The following is a 20,509-nucleotide window of genomic DNA, read 5'->3' as shown; positions in this document are numbered from 1 at the left end:
GGATTAATTTGTCCATACAAATTTTCCTTTTGCGTTGGAGCCGCCGCTTGCCGTTTCCCACGCGGCTAAGAGGTGGCAGCTATGTGCGGGGTGAGAAAACCGGTCATGGACACCCGGGCCAGACCAAAGTCTGCCCGCACACAGCCGCCATAACGCATTTGCGGACAGCGGATAAGCTGGCGCGATTATGCGGTTACAGGCTCTGTATGACCATAAGTTGCCAGGTTCTCACACCCGATCACTGAGTTTTCAGTGACAAGCAAAGACTAAAGAGCCCGCTTCCGAGCAACAACCTTAAAAATCTGTGGGCGTTTTCTTCGTTTTTGGTAGGAGATGTCCTGCAATGACGACGACATTTTTATCGACAGTGAAGCCGCCATCGCGAGCAGGCTCGCTCCTACAGGCGACTGCGGTCGTACGCGTAATCCGTGAGCAAAGTCATCAAGCGGATGGCGTACGGCTACCGGGACAGCGAATTCTTTTTCATGAAGACCAAGAGCGTCTTTCCCGGTAATCCGTGAAGAACCAAAAAAAAGCCCGCGGGAGGGCGGGCAAACCGTAGTTTCTTGAATGAGCGAGCGCAATGTACCGGTTGCCGGGGCGCGATGGGGTGAAGAAAAATTCATCTGCGCCGCGGCAAAGTCGGGGCTTACGGCAAATGATCGGCCGCAAAGTCCGCCTCCGACCGTGCCCGCAAACGCCCCTTGCGACAGGCTTGCTGGAAGCGTTCGAAGTCTTGGTCATTCTGTTCGGTATAGGATTTCGCATACTTGAACAGCGCATCGGCCAGTGCATCGCTTTTGCCGATATAACCGCTGATCTGCGCGGCATGCCCGGACGATTTGGCATGTGCACGGGCGAGGGCGCGGCCGCAGATTCGGCCATAGGCGGCAAAGGCTTCGGCGTCGAAGGTTTCCAGTTCGGCGGAGATTTTCATGTCGCGCAACTGACGCACGTAAAAATGGCGACCGTTGGGGCCGGTGGTCCAACCGAGGAACAGATCACTGGCGGACTGCATCAGCCGTTGGCCATCGACCACGCGCTGACCGTTATGCCGCACGCGAGACTTGGCCTTCACGTAATCGGCGAGCACCGACCGCCGTGCTTCCTTGAATTGCAGGAACAACGGGAACTCTTGCTCGTCAGTCAGCAGCGCCACCAGGCAGCGCGTGCCGACACTGCCGACGCCGACCACTTTGAACGCCAGGTCCTGAACATTGAAGCGCGACAGCAGCCCGCGCCGGTCGGCTTGCAGGGTCATCCGATATTCATTCATGAACGTCTCGTAGAGCGGTCGCCAGTCCGCGAGCCGCAGCCAGTCATCGTCGGCATCCAGCAGCGTGGTGTTTTTGTGCAGATGGAAAATTTCCGGCAGGTCATCGCGAATGATCAGACGGCCTGCGGCGTCACGTTCACTGATTTTCGGCAACAATTCGGCATGGGTGCGGCGTTCGGCTTTGGCGATGGCGCGCTCCACGTGCTCCAGCGTGGCTTTACTCGCCTGTTGCCGCAGATCGTCATAACTGATGGACTCGTACCAAGTCTCCAACGCACTTTGCTCCGCGCACTCGAGCATCGTTTGCTGATACGCGGCGACCACTTCGCGGCAGACGTTTTCTTCCACGGTTTCGCCGTGGCGCAGGTCACGGGCGGCCACCATGAAACTCGCCACCAGACGTTTGACATCCCACTCCCAGGGGCCGGGATGGGCCTCATCGAAGTCATTGACGCTGAACAGCAGGTTGCGTTCCGGCGTGGCGAAACCGCCGAAGTTCATCAAGTGACTGTCACCACAGATCGTCGACACCAGACCCATGTTCGCCGTGCCGGCCAGGTCGTGAGCCTGCAACAGCGCGTTGCCGCGATAAAAGGTGAATGGCGACACCAGCATGCGACCGTAGCGCAACTCGACCAGAGAATTGACCCGTCCCTCGCTGGAGCGCTTGATCAGTGGCAGCGGGTCACGATTGGTTTTTCCGGTGGCCGCTTGAGCACTGCGAGGGCAGTTTTTTCGAGCGTCCTTGCCTTGCTTCAAGCGGTCTTTGAGGGTGGTCATGGCGACTCTGCGTTGTGGGCTTGTGCGGATTGAGTGTAGGAGGGCCATGAAACTTCGTTCATAGAAAAAAACGCGGAAAGCGTATGAATCGTGGCCTCACGCAAGCGAAACTCGCCGAACTTGCCCGATTGACGCGGCGCAAAGTCATTGCTGTGGAGAAGGGCGCTCTTTCGGTGAGCATGCTTGCTTACTGAAGGGCGGTAATTCGCCTTGACCGAGGCTTCTTTGGTTACGGGTTCACGCTGTCGTTGCTGGTGTGCAACGACTGTCCACGGCGCAGGAAGACCTGGAGTACGACACGTTGATGTAGTCTCGTTGGCGATTCTACTGGCACAAAAAAAGGCACTGGGAAAACCACCAGGAGCCTTTTTCTGAGCCAGGACATTACGTCGACCGAGAGTGGTGGGAGCTCAACAAAAAACACGACCAGTATGAGTAGACGTCCGGATCGTGGTACTGTTTTAACAGCCGGCTGATACCGAAATATTTTAGAAAAACAATAGGTGGAGTGCAGGGCTTTATTGTAAAGTATCGTCTAATTTAATAGTTGTTAAAAAAATAACAGTGGTCGAATTGCAGCAAAGGATGTCGTCATGCTGGTTGTCTTTGTGGAAGAAATGGTGGAAGTTTGTGATTGATTTTAAAGTTAAGCCAGTCATGAATTCGAAGTGCCTGATTTTAGCCGGCTCTTTCGCTCTGGTCACTTGTTTTGTATTATTGCTTTGTTCATTGTTGTTTCCGATATGGGAAACAAATGATGATGTTGCAATGTCGATGATCGCTCATGGTTATGGTATTGCATCCAGTGGTTCTCCACCGACCCTTATGTTTTCAAACGTTTTGTGGGGGTACTTTGTACGATTTATTCCGGAAGTTAATGGTGTATTAGGTTATTCCATTGCAACCATGGGGACTCTGGTTGTAGTTGGGGCGTTTGTTGTTAATGGGCTGTTCCGGCTTGGCGTGAGTTACTTGGGTTGTTTGTCTGTATTAGTACTTTTGCTTGCGCGCCCAACACTTTTTCCTCAATTCACCATTAACTCTGGTCTTTTGATGGTGGCCGCATTTGTCTGCTGGCATTTGTATGAGAGGGAACGTGATTTTCGAATGTTGGTGTACGGCTGTGTTCTAGCCTTTTTTAGCTATATGATTAGAAGTCATGAGTTTTTGCTGGTGCTTCTCGTTGCATGGCCGCTACTTCGCTGGAAAAAAATACTTTTACTAAAACAGGCGAAAATTTCTTTTGTTGTTCTCGCTTTGGCGGTGGCAGTAGCAGCCTTCATCGACCACCGAGCCTATCAGGGCGACGAATGGGGAGCATTCAGTGAGCTTAACCCAGCGCGCGCCCCTTTTACGGATTTTGGTGCTGCAGAAAACCTTAAGCAGCGGCAGGATATTCTATCGCACCATGGTTACAGTTCTAATGATGTAAGCCTGATAGAAAACTGGTTTTTTGTGGATTCAGTTGTTGCAAAGCCGCAAGTATTACAGGCAATGCTGGACGAGTTGGGCGCCGTGCCGACTCAGGACATTGCACTGGGTAACGGTTGGCTAGGAATCCAGGTCTTGTGGCATCCTGTGCTCTTGGTTTCTGTATTGGCTGCGTTATCGTTGCTATTAATCAGGCCAAGTTGGCGATTGGCGGTAAGTTGGGGTTTGTGTGTTTCTGCGATGTTTGCATTTGGGTTGTTGGGGCGCCCTGGGATCTTGCGGGTATATGTTCCACTTGTCGGCTTGCTGTTAATTGCTCCGTTTTTTACTGTGATGGCTTCGGGGTGGCGCAAGAAGTTGAGTGTCGCTATCCCGCTTGTGGCTGCGTTGATCACGGTGGTAAATTTATATCCGGAAGTTGAAGGCTCAAAAAATAGAATAGTAGCAGCCAGTGAATCTTTTCACGACTTCCCTGATTACCCGATAGTTGTATGGGGGGTTGGCGTACCCTTTGAAGCTATTTATCCTGTAATGGGCGCTGCAATGACGGCGATGCAGTATCAGTTTTACGGTCTGGGCGTTTCTACGCTTGCGCCTTTTTCAGTCGCTTTTTCAGAGGCTGCAGGAGGCCGAGGGATGGTTGATAAACTTCTGGATAAGACTGGAGTGCCCGTGATATCCAGTGAAAAGATGCTTGAGTATCTTGATATTTATTGCGGTGAGCATCATGGAGGTGTCTTGAAATATTTAAGCACACAACAGTTCGGTCCTTATGTACTGAATAGGGTCCGATGCGAAATCCTGAAGTAGTCGTGGGTCATGTACTCATCAAATCGTTTGCTATGGCGCACCGCGTATGGAGGTGTGGCGTTTTAGGTGGTTGGCCGAATTGAATGGAGAGCCCCCAGGTAAAAAAGCCGTAAAAATTCAATTTTCCGAGGATTTACGGCTTTCTTTATTTTCAGCGACAACGCGTGATCAAGGCGTTGCTATAGCCAACCATTGTGACTGATGGCGATGTGGGGGGTAAATGTTGCAGCGAATGCGCGATCCTGAAGAGGCGCTGCTCCTTTCGTCAGGCTGCCTGGCGACTGATCAACGAGCGAAGCCCAACCATGCGGACACAAAAAAGGCACTTGCGATAATCGCCAAGTGCCTTTTTTGTCTAGCTTGTTTGGTGGGCCGGGGTAATCTGAACTGATCGCGTATCTAATTGAATTTTATAGAAAATAATCGGTTAATTTTATTTCTGGAATACCTATTGGAATACCACTTCATCAAGTGGTGCTTTGAAATAGCCACCGATGAACGACACGACCGTATTGAAATGATGGTCCGTGCATTGGCTAAAGCGAATCAAAAATTCTGAAGAGTGTTCAACTTGCAGAAGGGAGAGGGGAATCCGGCGAGGGCACGGAAGTCGCCCCTCTGTGAGCGGATCTAGAGCGTAACCGATAAACCTGGCGGTTTCCTCAGATCAGGGATCCATTGATCGCGTCCAGCTTTACGATGGTTAAGGCTCAGGCTAAGGTACTGGCATAAGGACATGATATTCCAACATTTGTCCACGGAAGGTTGCTGATCAGCCGTAGTGACACTACCGCCTTTCCATTCCGAATTTGTTGTGCCCTGAAAAACGCGTGCCGAGCAAGGTGCTGTCATTGATCGCCAGCGGGATTGGCGATTGACGCATCAGCGTGGGTGTCGCAGGCGTCCTGAACATCAAAAAATTGCTTAACTGAAGGCGGAAAGTATGGATTTTTCGACGCTGTTGCATCTATGGGGTGCAGCAAGCTCCGAGCAGTTGATTGCTCCAAAAATTGTAGTTGGCTTCGTTTTCATTTTATGTGCCTGGTACTTTTTCCGTTATTTTTGTAGATCCTTCAAACTGGGCAGTCAGCTGAAAAATCTGACTAAACGCGTGCAGGGTGTGAAAGCGCTCGCCCCATCTCAACGGCGGTCTGAGTTGGAGCGACTGTTCACTGGAAGCAAGCTGGAGCACTCCTGGCACGAGTACGCTGAAACGCTGCATGACCAGTTTGAGTTTCAGGAAGGTGAGCAGGTCCTGGTCCGGTCGCGCGCCACCGCTGGCGCGGCGCATTTTTTCTCACCGCAAAGCGTGGTTGATACACCGCTGGGGACCGAATTCTATAAACACCTACCTGGAATTTTGACGGGTATCGGTATTGTTGGAACCTTCTTTGGCTTGATGCTTGGCCTTCAGCATTTTGATCCGAGTACCCCGGAACAGGTCAATGCCAGCGTCGATAAGCTGCTCAAGGACGTGTTGTTTGCGTTCATTGGCTCCTTTATTTCAATCATGGCTTCCATCGCCGTCACGATCACTGAAAAGTGGCGTCTGGGGCAATGCTACAGGCTCCTTGAAACGTTCAACGAAACCATCGACGGTCTTTTCGACAGCGGTGTCGGTGAGGAATATCTGGCGGAGCTTGTACGCTCGAGTGCTGAAAGCTCGGTGCAAACCCGTCAGCTCAAGGACAGCCTGGTTACCGACCTGCGTGAAATGCTGCAGAACCTCGTTGATACCCAAGTCCGCGAAAGCCTCAAATTAGCGGAAACCTTGTCAACCACTTACCGAGACTCCGGGCAGTTGCTGGCCGATCAGGTGAGTGGTGCCATCGAGAACAGTCTCAAATCTCCGCTTGAAGCTATCGCGGGTGCTGTTCAGGCCGCCAGTGGCGAGCAGTCGGGGCAAGTACAGAACCTTCTTCAGGATGTTCTGGTTGCCTTCATGAATAAGCTGGAAGGTACGTTTGGCCAACAGTTCAATGGCCTACACGAACTGATGGGGCAATCCGTTGCTGCCATGCAGTCGATGCAGCAAGGCTTTTCCACACTGATCCAGGATATGCGTTCGGCTAGCGAGTCATCGACCCAAAACAGCTCGACCATGATCGCCCAGTTACTCTCCGACATGCAGACCGGACAGAACGCCATGCAAGCGGGGATGAACGAGATGCTCGTCAATCTCCAGGCCTCGGTTGCCCGTATCGGCAACGAAGGGGAGGGGGCTGGCGCTCGAATGGCCGAGCAATTGGAGAAGTTGTTTGCTCAAAGCGAAGCTCGCCAACAGGCAATGGCTGAAAATCTCCAGGCTTTTGTTGAGTCGATCAAGCAGAACATCGGCCAGGGACAACAGGAAACCATGGCAAAAATTGCGGGCTCCGTTGAGGTGCTGGGTGGGCAACTCTCGGCAGTCTTCAAGCAATTGGAGCACGGCCAGCAGCAGATGGATCAAACCACCCGCGCTGCACAGGCTGACCTGCATCAAGGCACCCGTGACTTGGTGGGCGGCCTTAACGAGCAGGTTAAGGCGTTGCTGCAAACAGTGTCTGAGCAACAGAAGTCTGCGCAGGACACCGTCAAGGCATTGAGTGCCCAGACAGAGCAGCATTTGCAGAGCATGCAGCTAGGGGCAGACAAGATGCGGGCTGCGGCTGAGCGATTCGAAACGGCCGGGCAAAGCGTTGCGCGAGCCAGTGAGTCGACTGCGGGTCTGATGGGAACAGTTCAGGGCGCAGGTACTGAGCTTGCACAGGCATCACGTGAGTTGAACACCGTGGTCGCGGACTACCGAAACAATCGTGAAGCGCTGGCGAAAACGCTCGCGGTCATCGAAGGGGTTGTCGCAAGTGCACAAGGGGAGGCCAGTGGTCGTAGCCAGTACCTCCAGGACCTGAAGGTTCAAAGCGAGCGGATGCAGGCGCTTAACCGTGAAGTGTACGAGTACCTGGAAAACATCAGTGGTGTGTTGGGTAGCGGCTTCAAAGAGTTCGGTGATGGCATGGACCGGGTCTTGAGACAAACTCTGGGTAGCCTGGACGCCGAGCTTGATAAAGCGGTCAAGAGCCTGGCCGGTGGGGTAGAAGGGGTCAAAGAAAGTCTCGAAGACTTCGGCGACATCATGGAACGAATCAGGCAGTAACGGAGGCTAGTCGATGTTTGGTAAGCAAATGCCGTCGGCTGCCCGTTCAAAAGACGAGGGAGAGAAGCCTTTCTGGATCTCCTTCGCTGATTTGATGACGGCGATGATGATTCTGTTTCTCGTGGTCATGGTGGCGGCTTTGAGTTCTGTGACGCAGCGTATTAACCAGGCGGAGCAGGGGGAGAAGCAGCGTAACAAGGACATCAGTCAGATCTGCGAGCACCTGAGCCTTAAGGCGAAGACTGCCAGCAAGACCATCGTCGTGGACTGCAAGGACAACCGGATCAGCTTCGGCGATGCTGGCCGCTTTGGGCATAACCAGTATGCGCTGAGCAACGATGGCCAGTCGGCACTTCAGGAAGTTGTGCCGATGATTCTGGACGCGGCTAACAGTGAAGAAGGCCGTAAATGGTTCAAACAGGTTGTCATCGAGGGATCGACAGACACCGATGGTTCCTATCTTTATAACCTGCACCTTTCATTGCAGCGTTCGGAGTGGGTGATGTGCAGCTTGCTGGATAGCCGCAGTCCGCTCCAGGTCGGATTGTCGCCGGAGCATCAGCAGCAAATCAGATCGATGTTCCTGGCGGGTGGTGTGTCGTTCAACAATGCAAAGGACACCAAGGAAGAAAGCCGCCGAGTGGAGTTGCGCATGCAGTTCTTTGGCTTGAAGGAGAAGGAAGAAAACCTCAAGCCAGAGGTGCCGGTGTTCAATAACACTGATATGGAAAAGTGTCAGTTGGCGATGAACCGATGACCAGCCCAATCGCGAGGCTTTCCGCCGCTATTAACCTGAGTCTTTCCACGCATCGAACGGGGCCGGCGCCTGAACCGTTGGCGCGATTCCCCCGTCTGGGGGCTGCGGGAAGGGATCTTTACGAACGATTCGAGCGCGCTGAAAGGGCTTTGCCGCCACCTCAGGAAAAGCGCCGTGCTGCGATCAGCAAATTTCGCAATGTAATCCCACTCAACGCCTCAGAATGGCGCTTGGTTTTCGCCGGCCTCTCGGACAAGAGTGAGCGAGTCGGGCCGATCCTGGACGACGACCAGCTTTATGCTCGAGTGCACAAAGAAATCCATGACCGTATCGAAAAACGAAGGCTGAGCCGCCGGGATTGGTTGGCGCTGTGCTTTAGCTACTTTGGGTACGAGGCCGTAACGCCTGACCAGAACGCCAATTGGTGCCTGTTGCGCGATGACGTTCAACTTGGCTTCGAATGCGTCAGAGGCCAGCAAAAACGCGAAAAGGAATGGGTGCAAATCGTCCAGCAGCATCAGGAGCTTTTTTCCGAACAGGCGGGTGCGAGGCTGGGTGACCAGATGTTCAAGGGGGAGATCAGCGACCTTTCTGCACTGCAGACGATTGCGCAGATCCCAGACAACAGTTGGCTGTGGCGCAGGATCTTCAGCGTACTGATTTCTCGTATTTTCATGTTGGATGACGCCGAGTTTTCTCAGCGCTTAGCCGACCTTGTCGACATCGGTCGACAGCATCCGCGCTACATGAACGACGTTCTGAGCGCGTGCCTGTCGCGTTATCACTTGGCCGCTTATCGAGAAAAGCCGTCGTCGCTGCTCAAGCAGGTCGCGCTCGACAATTGGGGCAGCCCTCAAATTCGTTCCAGGCAAAACAGCTGGCTGCAGTATGTTGAAAAAGACGTCTGTGCGATGGTCGTGGCGTGGTTTGCGAAGGAAGACCTTGAACACTTCTTCAACTTGCTCAAAGGGGAAGCAGAGGTCGATCAATCACGTCTGCATTATTGGCTGCGTTTTGCTAACCAGATGAGTTACACCCGGATTGTCATGGGCTCGGATGCCTGGCATGACAGTGGGCGGGACTTCGTTCATTTCCGTGAGAAGAACAAAGGGCGCCTTAGCCGACTGGTAGGCGGTCCCGGTCATAACAACGCAGTCATCATGCAGATCGGGAACTATTTTTTCGTGGAGTTCTCCGGAACCGGTAATGCTTGCTATGTGTATCAAGCAGACAAGTCGCCTTTCAATCCAGATAAGCCACTACTCGAATTGGCTAGCGAACTGAAGCAGCCTAGCCGTGCGCTGGATCGAATGCGGCACTCACCTGCACCTAGCCGCCCGAATCGCATAGAGGGCTGGCTCAGCAAATTTGATGATGCCCTCGAGAAATGGGGTATTCGTGTGCAGAGTCATACCGGCACGTCAGGGTCATCCAAACCCATGGCATTGGAAGAGCAAGTCCGTGACGCCCTGAAGTCGGTCAAACACAAAGTACATGACCAACGCGCGCGCGGCGGTGCGTTTCAGGTCCAGCTTGATAACAACGACCTGGCTGCCGTTGCAGCGCTCCAGCGCCTGGGCTTCAAGCCCGTCAATCACCAGTCACTCCGGTTCTGGAGACAATAATGCTCAAGCGTTTCCTCAAAGGCATTGGCCTGCAACCGAATCCGGCGGTAGAAAATACTGACCCTGCTTTTTCCATTGAAGAGCAGGGCATTTGTTACCCCCTTAGCTTGGCGGAAAACGCTGAATCCTGGCCGCTGGCAAGCTATCTGGATCAGTTGGAAGAAGAGGAGTTCGTCTCCCAACTCAGCGATCGCTGGCTGCTGACGTGGGATGAGCTCTATCGGCTTCTTGATGAGCAAGAACATTTAACAAGTCTGCCGCTACTGGGGTTGCCGCCACAGACCGCCCTTATCCCTCAATTGAGCAGCCAAGGCAGTCTTGCCTCCAACGATTTTAAAGTCGCAGTCAGTGGATGGCGTGATCCGCAGTCCAATGCCAATGTGCAAGTGCAGCGTACGGGGGCCATCGTCCAGCATCACGGAACAACGGAAATTCTGCCTGAGGCGTGCTGGAAACTGACCGGAGCGGTACGACAGCTTTATCTGGCGCAGCAAAATGAACCAGGTGAAGTAACCAACCAAATCGGCTGGGCCAGCATCAGAAAACTGGCGCGCAAGGCGGGTGCCGGCATGGATGGTTTTCTGGATAAGACCGTCGTAATCAAACCCGAAAGCCTGCGACTCAACCCGCGAAAATCGACGGTAGGTGACACTCCGGTTATCGAACTGCAACCCAGCTTCGAAGGCCAGCCGGCAAACTGGCTTGAGAGTTTCGACGGTGCCAATCAGGTTCAGGATCGATACCGAGTGACCGGTGATGATGGATCGCTGACCCACGTCCTGATTGAGCCTGAAGTCAAATCCGTATTGGACTATGTGCGCTCGTTGCCCGGGCGTCGGGTCGCTGGCGACGATGCCCTTTCTTTCGTCCGCAACCCTTACAGCGCACTCGGCGACAGTGCCGCGCACGTGCTGGATGCCGAGACCTATGAAGACGATCTCGCCGAGGCCGGAATTTTCTTTCACCGTTTTCATCTGGAACCCAAACTGGATGATGCGGGACAGCGCATCGAGCAGGTAAACCTGACACTCGAACCAATCTCGCCAACCCCGCAAACGCCCATCGAAGTTGAGTTCAAAGCGGCCCATGAACTCGCGCCGCTCGTGCATGAATTGCAACTGAAATTGGCCGCTGGAATGCCAGCGGGCTTCTGGCAGGGCTATGAGCTGGAACTCAGCGATTTTGATTTGCGCCAGTTGGCCGGTATCAGCGAGCTGCTTAAGCGTTGGCAAAGTGAAGCGGCCGGCATTGAGTTCGACTCGGTCCTGGACCTGTCTCTTTACGGCGACCGTGTGACTGGCATCGGGGAGGCGGAAAAAATTACTTCGCCTTTCCTCGTCAAAGAGGCGACCGAGAACTGGTTGCCCAAGGATGTGGCGGCGCTGGGCATTGACGCAGAAATCCTTGGGCGTTGGGATCCTTCCGACCGCGCTCAATTTGAAGCGTTTGAGCAGCGACTGGACGAAGCCCGCGCCGCCGGTGATGAGACGGTCTGTTTGCCGGAATCCGAAACACCGCTCTCGATTGCCGCCGCCGAGCAACTGTTTGATGCCTGGTCCAGGAAGATCGCCCCTGTCGAGACTGGCCTGGTCCAGCAGCAGGAAAAGGTTGGCCGCGCTGTACTGCAAATCGGCCATAACATTGACGAACCGACCTACGTTCAGATTCGTCAGGCAGCCTTACGCGCCGCTTTGGATGCAACGCCAGAGTTGCCCAACCTGCTCAAACCTGAGGTCGTCTTGCGTGAGCACCAGCTTCAAGGTGTCGCGTGGTTGCAGCATTTGTTCCGCTTGTCCCCCTCCGACGTGTCGGGTTGCCTGCTCGCAGATGACATGGGGCTGGGAAAAACGATCCAGCTGCTCACCTTTCTGGTCTGGTATCTGGAACAGTACCCAGAGGACCAGCCAACACTGATCGTCGCCCCAGTCTCGTTGCTCGATAACTGGGAACGAGAGCTTCACCGGTTCTTCTTCGCAGACGCGTTGCCAGTTCTGAAGCTGTATGGCTCAGCCTTGAGTGCGGTGAAGTTCAAGAAAGAAGAAATTCCTGCTGACTTGAAAGCAAAAGGCATTAAGAATTTGCTGCGCCCAGGTTGGATGGGCGGCGCCCGAATCGTCCTGACGACTTACGAGACACTGCGCGATCAGGAGTTTTCCCTGGCGCGCCAGCAATGGTCGATCGTCGTGTGCGACGAGGCTCAGAAGCTGAAGAACCCTGCGGCATTGGTCTCGCAAGCAATCAAAGCCATTCCCGCACGGTTTCGAGTGGCGTGCACCGGTACGCCTGTCGAGAACACCCTGATCGATCTCTGGTGCCTTTTCGACTTCATTCAGCCAGGTTTTCTGGGCGGTTTGAACCAGTTCGGTCGTGAGTATCAGCGCCCCATCGAAGCCACATTGGAGCGCGATACGGTTGCCCTGGAGCGCCTGCGTGGGCTTATCGATCCGCAGACTTTGCGGCGCACCAAACAGGACATTGCCAAAGACCTGCCTGCCAAAATCGAAGACACGGCATGCCGTTCACTGAGCATGCACGCCTTGCAGCGCAATCTGTACCTGTCCGAAATATCCGCATACAGCCAGAAGCAGCAGATCGAAGAACAGCTCGATCAAAAGACCTCCGGCATGCTCGGGTTGCTGCACAAGCTCAAGCTCATTTGCGCCCACCCGTATAGCGTCCAACCCGACAAGCGATTGCGTGACAACTCGCCCAAGCTGCAGTGGTTGATGCATACGCTTGAGTCGATCAAAAGAGCTGGAACCGGTGACAAGGTCATCGTCTTTACCGAGTTGCGCGATATCCAGCGGGAGTTGCAGCACTCGATCCAGGAGCATTTCGGCTTTCGGGCGACCGTCATCAATGGCGATACCAGTACCAGCAGCCAGAGCGCCAATAGCCGGCAGAAGCTGATTGACCAATTCCAGGAACTACCGGGCTTTGCCGTCATCATCCTGTCGACCATCGCCGTCGGTTTTGGAGTGAATGTGCAGGCTGCCAACCACGTCATTCACTTCACCCGTTGCTGGAACCCGGCCAAGGAAGATCAAGCGACGGATCGGGCCTATCGGATTGGGCAGCAGAAGGATGTGTATGTGTACTACCCAACGGTGCGGGATGCGGCGATGCCGACGTTCGAGGCGACGCTGGATGAGCTGCTAAGTAAGCGACGAGCGTTGGCGCGGGATATGTTGAGTGGGGCTTCGGACATCCAGGCTTCGGATTTTGAGGCGTTGCTGGAAGCGCGGTGAGGGCCGATTTGGAAAACATCAATGCTCAGCGATCTGTCAATTATTGGCACAGGTCGTTCGTCCCTGAGTTTGCAAAAACGTTAGATCCAGCGAGCTGGCGCAGTAGCGCCAGTAACTTCTGCGTGGATTATTTACCTGTGCGCACGTCCAGTGTTGGCACCGAAAGCGCAGCGGCTTACTGTTCGCGGAGTCCAATGCGACCCCCCCACCGTCTACGACACCATGGGTAGTTCACTGGTGATATTGGACAGGGACCAAAAATAGGGTCGATATGCTGGCCCGATGAAACCGAAGTCGATAAGGTTCGCTAGTTAACCGCAGGTAAGACTACCGCTTCGCTATAAATGTCTGTTGCCCCTCTGTTTTGCGCTGACGCTACGGGTATTTCCCGAGCGCGCAACGGGCATCGCCTGCGCACTTACTCCTTACCCAGCTAGGATTGCCAATGGCTATCAAGAAATCCGATCTTTACTCTTCCCTCTGGGCCTCGTGTGACGAGCTGCGCGGTGGGATGGATGCCAGCCAGTACAAGGACTACGTCCTGTTCATGCTGTTCATCAAGTACATCTCCGACAAGTACGGCAATTCGGATGACTTCGCGCCACCGGTCAACATCCCGCCGGGCGCCAGCTTCAAAGACATGATTGCTCTCAAGGGCAATGCCGACATTGGCAACAAGATCAACACACAGATCATCCAACCGCTAATCGATGCCAACTCCCGGCTTGCTCGCAGTGATTTCCCTGACTTCAACGATCCGAATAAACTCGGTGAGGGGAAGGATATGGTGGAAAAACTTACCAATCTGGTGGCCATCTTCCAGAAACCCGAGCTCGATTTCTCGCAGAACCGTGCTGACAACGACGACATCCTCGGTGACGCCTACGAATACCTTATGCGCCACTTCGCCACCGAAAGTGGCAAGAGTAAGGGGCAGTTCTACACCCCGTCCGAGGTCAGCCGCATTATCGCTAAGGTTATTGGCATCAGCCCGGCGAATGCCGTGGCTGCTACGACTGTTTATGACCCTACCTGCGGCTCAGGCTCTCTGTTGCTGAAAGTGGCCGACCAGGCCGGCAGGCACATCACCCTGGAAGGGCAGGAGATGGACGTGACCACCGCCGGTCTCGCCCGCATGAACATGATTCTGCATGACTTCCCGACCGCCAACATTCTGCAGGGCAACACGTTGTCCTCGCCGAAGTTCAAGGAGGGCGAACAGCTGCGCACCTATGACTATGTGGTGGCCAACCCGCCGTTCTCGGTCAAGACCTGGAGTGTCGGCCTGACGCCAGCCAACGATCCCTATCAGCGCTTTGTCTGGGGTGAGCCGCCGGCCAAACAGGGCGATTACGCCTTTCTACTACACATCATCCGTTCGCTGAAAAGTACCGGTAAAGGTGCCTGCATTCTGCCCCACGGCGTGCTGTTTCGCGGCAATGCCGAGGCCGTGATCCGTGAGCAGCTGGTGCGCTCTGGCTACCTCAAGGCCATTATCGGTCTGCCGGCCAACCTGTTTTACGGCACCGGCATTCCCGCCTGCATTCTGGTGCTGGACAAGGAGAACGCCAGCGCACGCAAAGGCATTTTCATGATCGATGCCGCCAAGGGCTTTATCAAGGACGGCCCGAAGAACAGCCTGCGCGATCAGGACGTACACAAGATCGTCGATGTCTTTACCCGAATGGCAGATGTGCCGCGTTACGCACGCATGGTCTCCTTCGACGAAATCAGCGATCCGAAGAACGACTTCAACCTCAACCTGCCACGCTATATCGACAGTACCGAGCCTGAGGACATTCAGGATATCGAAGGCCATTTGCGCGGTGGCATTCCCGAGCGTGATATCGATGCGTTCGATAGCTACTGGCAGGTCATGCCTGCCCTGCGCGCGGCCCTGTTCAAGCGGGCCAGCCACCCCGGTTACTTCGAACTGATTAGTCGCGAGGTGAAGTCGGTCATCTTCGCTCACCCACAGTTCAACGACTTCAAGTCCGATGTGGATACGCTGTTCAACCAGTGGCTGGAAAGAAGTACTCCACAACTGAAAGGCTTCGCTGCCGATGAAGCCAGCAGCCACCCCAAGACGTTGATCGCTACATTGTCTGAAGACCTGCTCAGCGCCTTCGCCAAAGCGCCTTTGCTCGACTATTACGACATCTACCAGCACCTCATGGACTACTGGACTCAGACCATGCAGGACGACTGCTACCTGATCAGCGCCGACGGCTGGATGTCCGGTGCCAAAGTGCGTGAAATCGTCAGGGTAATGGACAAGAACAACAAGCTGGCCTGGACCGAGAAGCATGACTATTGCCAAGGCAAACGTCGCTTCAAGTCTGACCTGATTCCGGTCGAGATTCTGATTGCCCGTTACTTCAAGGCCGAGCGCAGTGCCATTGAAGATCTCGAGGCCCAACTGGCCAGCGTTGAGCAGAGCATGGGCGAAATGCTTGAAGAACATAGCGGTGAGGATGGCTCGCTTAGCGAAGTGATCGAAGGCGAGGGTGACAAGCAGAAGGTCACCGCCAAAACGATCAAGGCACGTCAACGCGAGATTGGGCAAGATCCGGATTATGAGGAAGAGTTCAGGGTATTGGCTGAATTCGACGCCTTGATTGATCAGCAAAGCACCCTTAAAGCCTCACTCAAAAAGGCTGAGGAAAATTTGGACAACAAGATCCACGCTAAATACCCGCAGCTTATCGAGGGCGAGATCAAGACCCTGGTGGTCGACGATAAGTGGCTGTCTACACTGGCCATCGCCGTACAGGGCGAACTGGAACGCGTTTCCCAGACTCTGACCGGGCGTATTCGTGAGCTGAGTGAGCGCTACGCCACCCCGTTGCCACAGCTTGCTTATGAAGTTGCCACCCTTGCCAGTCGCGTGGAAGAGCATCTGAAAAAGATGGGGGCGGTATGGCAGTGAAGCCCGGCTACAAGCAGACGGAGATTGGGGTTATCCCGGTGGATTGGGACGTGAAACGTCTCGGTGATCTAGCGACGGTCAGAGATGGAACGCATCAAACCCCAAAATATGTGGCCAGCGGCGTGCCTTTTTTCAGCGTCGAACACGTTACGAGTGGAGACTTCGCGAACACCAAGTTTATTTCGGAGAAGGAGCATCGCTTCCTTACTCGTTCATTCAAGATCGAGAAGGGGGATATTCTCATGACCCGGATCGGCTCAATTGGAGACTGCAAGCTCATTGACTGGGACGTAAGAGCGAGCTTCTATGTCAGCCTTGCACTACTGAAAGTCCATGGAGCCTCTGCTGCATTCGTCGCGCAATACTCAAATTCGGCGGTTTTTAAGAAGGAGATTGAGCTTCATTCCCTGCAATCGGCCATACCGAAGAAAATCAATCTCGGTCCGATCTCGGATGTCAAAATCTCAGTTCCCCCACTCCCCGAACAACATGCCATCGCGACGGCGTTAGGGGATGTGGATGCGTTACTGGGTGCGTTGGAGCGGCTTATCGCCAAGAAGCGCGACCTCAAACAGGCCGCGATGCAACAACTCCTCACCGGCCAAACCCGCCTCCCCGGTTTCCATGGCAAGTGGGAGATGAAGCGGATTGGCGACATTGCACCATTGCAACGTGGCTTTGACTTACCCAATCCGAGCCTCCGGCCTGGACCTTATCCTGTTGTGTATTCCAATGGGGTGATGAACCACCACGCTCAAGCCCAAGTGCAGGGGCCTGGAGTGGTTACAGGGCGTTCCGGCACCATTGGGAACGTGACGTTTGTTGATGGTCCTTTCTGGCCGCACAACACCGCACTTTGGGTTACTTCTTTCAGGGGCAACGATCCTCGCTATGTGTTCTACCTTTACACGGAAATTAACTTCGAACGGTTCGCTACTGGATCAGGGGTTCCAACGCTGAACCGAAATGACGTGCATTCATTCGAGGTTGCAATACCCCCCTGTCTTGAACAAACCGCCATCGCCGCCGTGCTGTCCGATATCGACGCCGAACTGGCTACGCTGGAGCAGCGCCTAACCAAAACCCGCACCCTCAAGCAAGGCATGATGCAAGAACTGCTAACCGGAAGAACCCGACTGCTATGACCAACCTGAGCATGGAAGCGCCTCAACCGCTGCAGGCTACTGAACTGTCCAGCAAGATCATCAGCGTTTACGAACTGCTCATGGACTCTGCACTGGATATCCCACAATACCAGCGCCCCTACAAGTGGACCGGCAAGAACATCAACCAACTGTTCTCCGATATCGCCATCCACAAGGACAAGTCCGCCTACCGCTTGGGCACCATCGTGTTTCACCACGAAGCTGGGACCAAGAACATCGTCGATGGCCAGCAGCGCACTATCAGTCTGCTGCTGGCGGCCCGTGCGCTGATCCAGCGGAACAAAGAAGAGAAGCTCAAACGCAATGACCTGCAAGAGCGTCTGCTCAAGCTTGAGCGCGCGATGGTCAACCCCAGCTTTACCAGCGAAATTTCGCAGATGAACATCCACAGCAATTACCTTGAGGTGGCCCGCATCGTTTCCCGTGCGGACTTCACCGAGGCGCACATCGATTTCTTCCTGAACAAGTGTCAGGTCGTTGCCGTGGCGCTTAACGACGTATCGGAAGCCTTCCAGTTCTTCGACTCGCAGAATGCGCGGGGCCGGGATCTGGAGCCCCATGATCTGCTCAAGGCTTACCATTTGCGTGAGTTCAGCCCGCGTGACGAGCCATTGAAGGCGGCGACAGTGGCGCATTGGGAAAACAGTGACACCGAGGAGCTGGCTACACTGTTCTCGCAGTACCTGTACCGCATCCGCAATTGGTCGAAAGGGGTTTCGGCGCGTTACTTCAGCAAGGATGACGGCGACTTGTTCAAGGGCGTGAACATCGACACGGTGGCCAGCTACCCCTATGTGGAGCAGTTGCGCATCGCCCACCATTTTGTCGATCACTACAACGGGCAGTACGAGCGCAAGATCGATTCGCGCGAGCTTGGTTTTCCCTTCCATCTGGATCAGATCATCATCAATGGTCGGCGCTTTTTTGAGCTGATCAGCCACTATCAGGACAAGGTAGCGCGGATCTGCGCCGAGTCCTGGTATGGGCATGAACTGGTCGGTACGGCTGGGTTGGATGGTTTTGCACAAGAAATCATGAAAACCCTCAATAGCTACCCGGCAAGAACCCGCACCGGTGATTGTTACGTGCGTGCGATGTTCGATTGCCTGCTGATCTATTACATCGACAAGTTCGGCCACGCGGACATCTCCCGGGCCATCGAGAAGATTTTCATCTGGGCCTACAGCCTGCGCCTGCAGATGCAGGTGGTGCAGCTGGCCAGCATGGATAACTACGTGCTCAAGAACAACCTGTTCAGGCTGATCAAGGAAGCCACTCGCCCTGCTGACTTTATTAACTGCAGCCTGCGGGTATTTAGCGGCATCAATTCAACCAGGACTGATGAGATCGAGGCCCTGTTCAAGACGATGAAATATTATGAGTAGCGAAATCAGCCAGCTTTCCATCAAGGCGCTGCTCAGCGGTAATGTTGAGTACGTGATCCCGATGTATCAGCGTAATTACGCCTGGGAGGAAGGGGAGATCACGCAGCTGATTCAGGATGTGATCGACTACTTGCCGAAGGATGGCGGTGAAGCGCGCAATTACTACATTGGCACGCTGGTGGTGTATAAGCGCCCGGACAGCAAAACACCGGTGTTTGAAACCATTGACGGCCAACAGCGTCTGACGACTCTCTCGCTGCTGACGTCGTATCTGAAAAATACCCGGTTGGTCGATCTTGCCTGGTATTCGAACCTGAGTATCCACTTCGATAGCCGCGAGCATTCGCGCGCGACGTTTGCGGCCATCTTCGAAGGGAAATTTAACGACGACCCTGTCGAGGTGTTGGCTGAAAAGCAGATCAATACCGGCATCCTCAATGGCTATCGGCTTATCCAGAAAGTCTTGCCGCAAAAGCTGAAGGAAAAGGACGTTTCGCCTCAGCAGTTTGCCGACTACCTGTTTCGCTATGTGCAAATCATGCGGGTGAAAGTGCCGGCGGATACGGACCTGAACCATTACTTCGAGATCATGAATAATCGCGGTGAGCAGCTTGAAAAGCACGAGGTGCTCAAGGCGCGGATGATGGAGCAACTGCAAGACTGCGAGCAGAGTCAGAACTGCCTGCATGCTGTTTGGGAAGCCTGCGCCAACATGGAGCGCTATGTGCAAATGGGCTTCACGCCCGATCAGCGCAGCAGCCTCTTTGGTGAAAAGGATTGGGGGACTTTTGAGCTTGCAGACTTTGATGCACTTCGGGTTGCGCTGCACCGTACGCAAAAAACGACCACCAGGGAAGGCTGTGCGTTAACCCTTGATCAAATCATTGCCAAGGCACCGGTTGGAGACGAGCTGAAAGAGACAAGTGATGAGGCACCAGATCGCTTCAACACGGTGATCAACTTTCCGAACTTCCTGTTGCATGTACTGCGTGTCGCTACGCAAGCGGACATCCCTCTGGATGACAAACGCCTGCTCGATACCTTTGAAACCCATGTGCTCAAGGAGCCGGACCCTGTTGCGGCAGTGAAGCGTTTTACCTTTAGCCTGCTGCGCTGCAAGTATCTGTTTGACCAGTATGTGATCAAACGCGAGTTCATCAAAGGCGCGGATGGCTGGAGCCTTAAACGCTTCAAATGGAATGACGGGGGCAAGGCTGGCGGAGCGGGTCGCGGTAGTTATGTGAACACCTTCGGCGAAGAAGAAGGCAGCGAAGGCATCAACCGTCGCATCCTGATGCTGCTGTCGGCGTTTCATGTTTCCACGCCTACGCTGGTTTACAAGCATTGGCTGAATGCGGCGCTGCATTACCTGTTTCAGGCCAGGCAAGTTGAGGCTCAGGCCTATCTGCAGCACATGGAGTCGGTAGCCAAGGCATTTGTCTTTGACCGCTTTCTGGCTGCAGAGAAAGGTTTGGAATACTTTGCGATGATCTATACGAACCAGGGTGTCTGTCAGGCACGCCGCGAAAGCATTGCAGCAGCGGCGTTTGAGTCGCGGTTGAGGTTCGGCAATATCGAAAACAACCTGGTGTTCAACTTCCTGGACTATCTGCTTTGGCTTGAGCACGGGGCAAGCGAGCGGGTTAAATCCTACGAATTCACCTTCCGTAGTTCGGTGGAGCATTATTACCCGCAGCATCCATTGGACGGACAAGTTCAGCTCGACACTGACACGCTCAACTCGTTCGGTAATCTATGCCTGATCAGCCACAGCAAGAACTCTCGCCTGAGCAATTTCATGCCTTCGGCGAAGAGCGAGTTTTATCTGAAAAACTCCATCGATAGCGTTAAACAGTACTTGATGATGGAGACTAAGCCTTGGGATGACATCGCCATACGCGAGCATTTCAAGCAAATGAATCACGTGTTGCTCAACAGTCTCGCCAGCCAACACGAAACCGAGTAA

General features: G+C 54.1%; 10 protein-coding genes and 1 pseudogene. 10 read left to right on the top strand and 1 reads right to left on the bottom strand.

The features are described 5' to 3' along the window. Positions 1-649: 649 nt before the first annotated feature. Positions 650-2,056, bottom strand: a complete 1,407-nt coding sequence (locus tag KGB27_RS09560) for a DUF2252 domain-containing protein (RefSeq protein WP_223554149.1) — start codon at positions 2,054-2,056, stop codon at positions 650-652. Positions 2,057-2,139: 83 nt separating this feature from the next. On the opposite strand from KGB27_RS09560, the pseudogene KGB27_RS09555 reads away from it, so the two are divergent. The 10 genes and pseudogenes from KGB27_RS09555 to KGB27_RS09510 form a co-directional block, all read left to right on the top strand. Beyond that, positions 2,140-2,247: pseudogene (locus KGB27_RS09555) on the top strand (transcriptional regulator); the annotation flags it as partial. A gap of 439 nt (positions 2,248-2,686) precedes the next feature. Next, the gene (locus KGB27_RS09550) at positions 2,687-4,297 is read left to right on the top strand and encodes a hypothetical protein (protein ID WP_223554146.1); all 1,611 of its coding nucleotides are present in this window, start codon (positions 2,687-2,689) and stop codon (positions 4,295-4,297) included. A gap of 943 nt (positions 4,298-5,240) precedes the next feature. Beyond that, positions 5,241-7,433: a type I Zorya anti-phage system protein ZorA1 gene (zorA1, locus tag KGB27_RS09545; RefSeq protein ID WP_223554144.1), complete on the top strand. Its 2,193-nt coding sequence runs from the start codon at positions 5,241-5,243 to the stop codon at positions 7,431-7,433. 13 nt (positions 7,434-7,446) lie between these two features. Next, entirely contained in the window at positions 7,447-8,190 is a 744-nt protein-coding gene (gene zorB1, locus KGB27_RS09540; RefSeq protein WP_223554142.1) for a type I Zorya anti-phage system protein ZorB1, read from the top strand. Next, positions 8,187-9,815: a type I Zorya anti-phage system protein ZorC gene (zorC, locus tag KGB27_RS09535; protein WP_223554141.1), complete on the top strand. Its 1,629-nt coding sequence runs from the start codon at positions 8,187-8,189 to the stop codon at positions 9,813-9,815. The genes zorB1 and zorC overlap by 4 nt, the downstream gene beginning before the upstream one ends. Next, positions 9,815-13,063 (top strand): type I Zorya anti-phage system protein ZorD, encoded by a 3,249-nt coding sequence (zorD, locus tag KGB27_RS09530; protein WP_223554140.1) that lies wholly within the window; start codon positions 9,815-9,817, stop codon positions 13,061-13,063. Before zorC ends, zorD begins: the two co-directional genes overlap by 1 nt. A gap of 445 nt (positions 13,064-13,508) precedes the next feature. After that, entirely contained in the window at positions 13,509-15,992 is a 2,484-nt protein-coding gene (locus KGB27_RS09525) for a type I restriction-modification system subunit M (protein ID WP_223554139.1), read from the top strand. Further along, positions 15,983-17,137 (top strand): restriction endonuclease subunit S, encoded by a 1,155-nt coding sequence (locus tag KGB27_RS09520; RefSeq protein WP_223554138.1) that lies wholly within the window; start codon positions 15,983-15,985, stop codon positions 17,135-17,137. The genes KGB27_RS09525 and KGB27_RS09520 overlap by 10 nt, the downstream gene beginning before the upstream one ends. After that, positions 17,134-18,543 (top strand): DUF262 domain-containing protein, encoded by a 1,410-nt coding sequence (locus KGB27_RS09515; RefSeq protein ID WP_223554136.1) that lies wholly within the window; start codon positions 17,134-17,136, stop codon positions 18,541-18,543. Before KGB27_RS09520 ends, KGB27_RS09515 begins: the two co-directional genes overlap by 4 nt. Then, positions 18,536-20,509: a DUF262 domain-containing protein gene (locus KGB27_RS09510; protein ID WP_223554134.1), complete on the top strand. Its 1,974-nt coding sequence runs from the start codon at positions 18,536-18,538 to the stop codon at positions 20,507-20,509. The genes KGB27_RS09515 and KGB27_RS09510 overlap by 8 nt, the downstream gene beginning before the upstream one ends.

The organism is Pseudomonas sp. BF-R-01, assembly GCF_019946615.1.
GTDB lineage: Bacteria > Pseudomonadota > Gammaproteobacteria > Pseudomonadales > Pseudomonadaceae > Aquipseudomonas > Aquipseudomonas migulae.
This window is presented reverse-complemented; position numbering and strand designations above follow the sequence as displayed.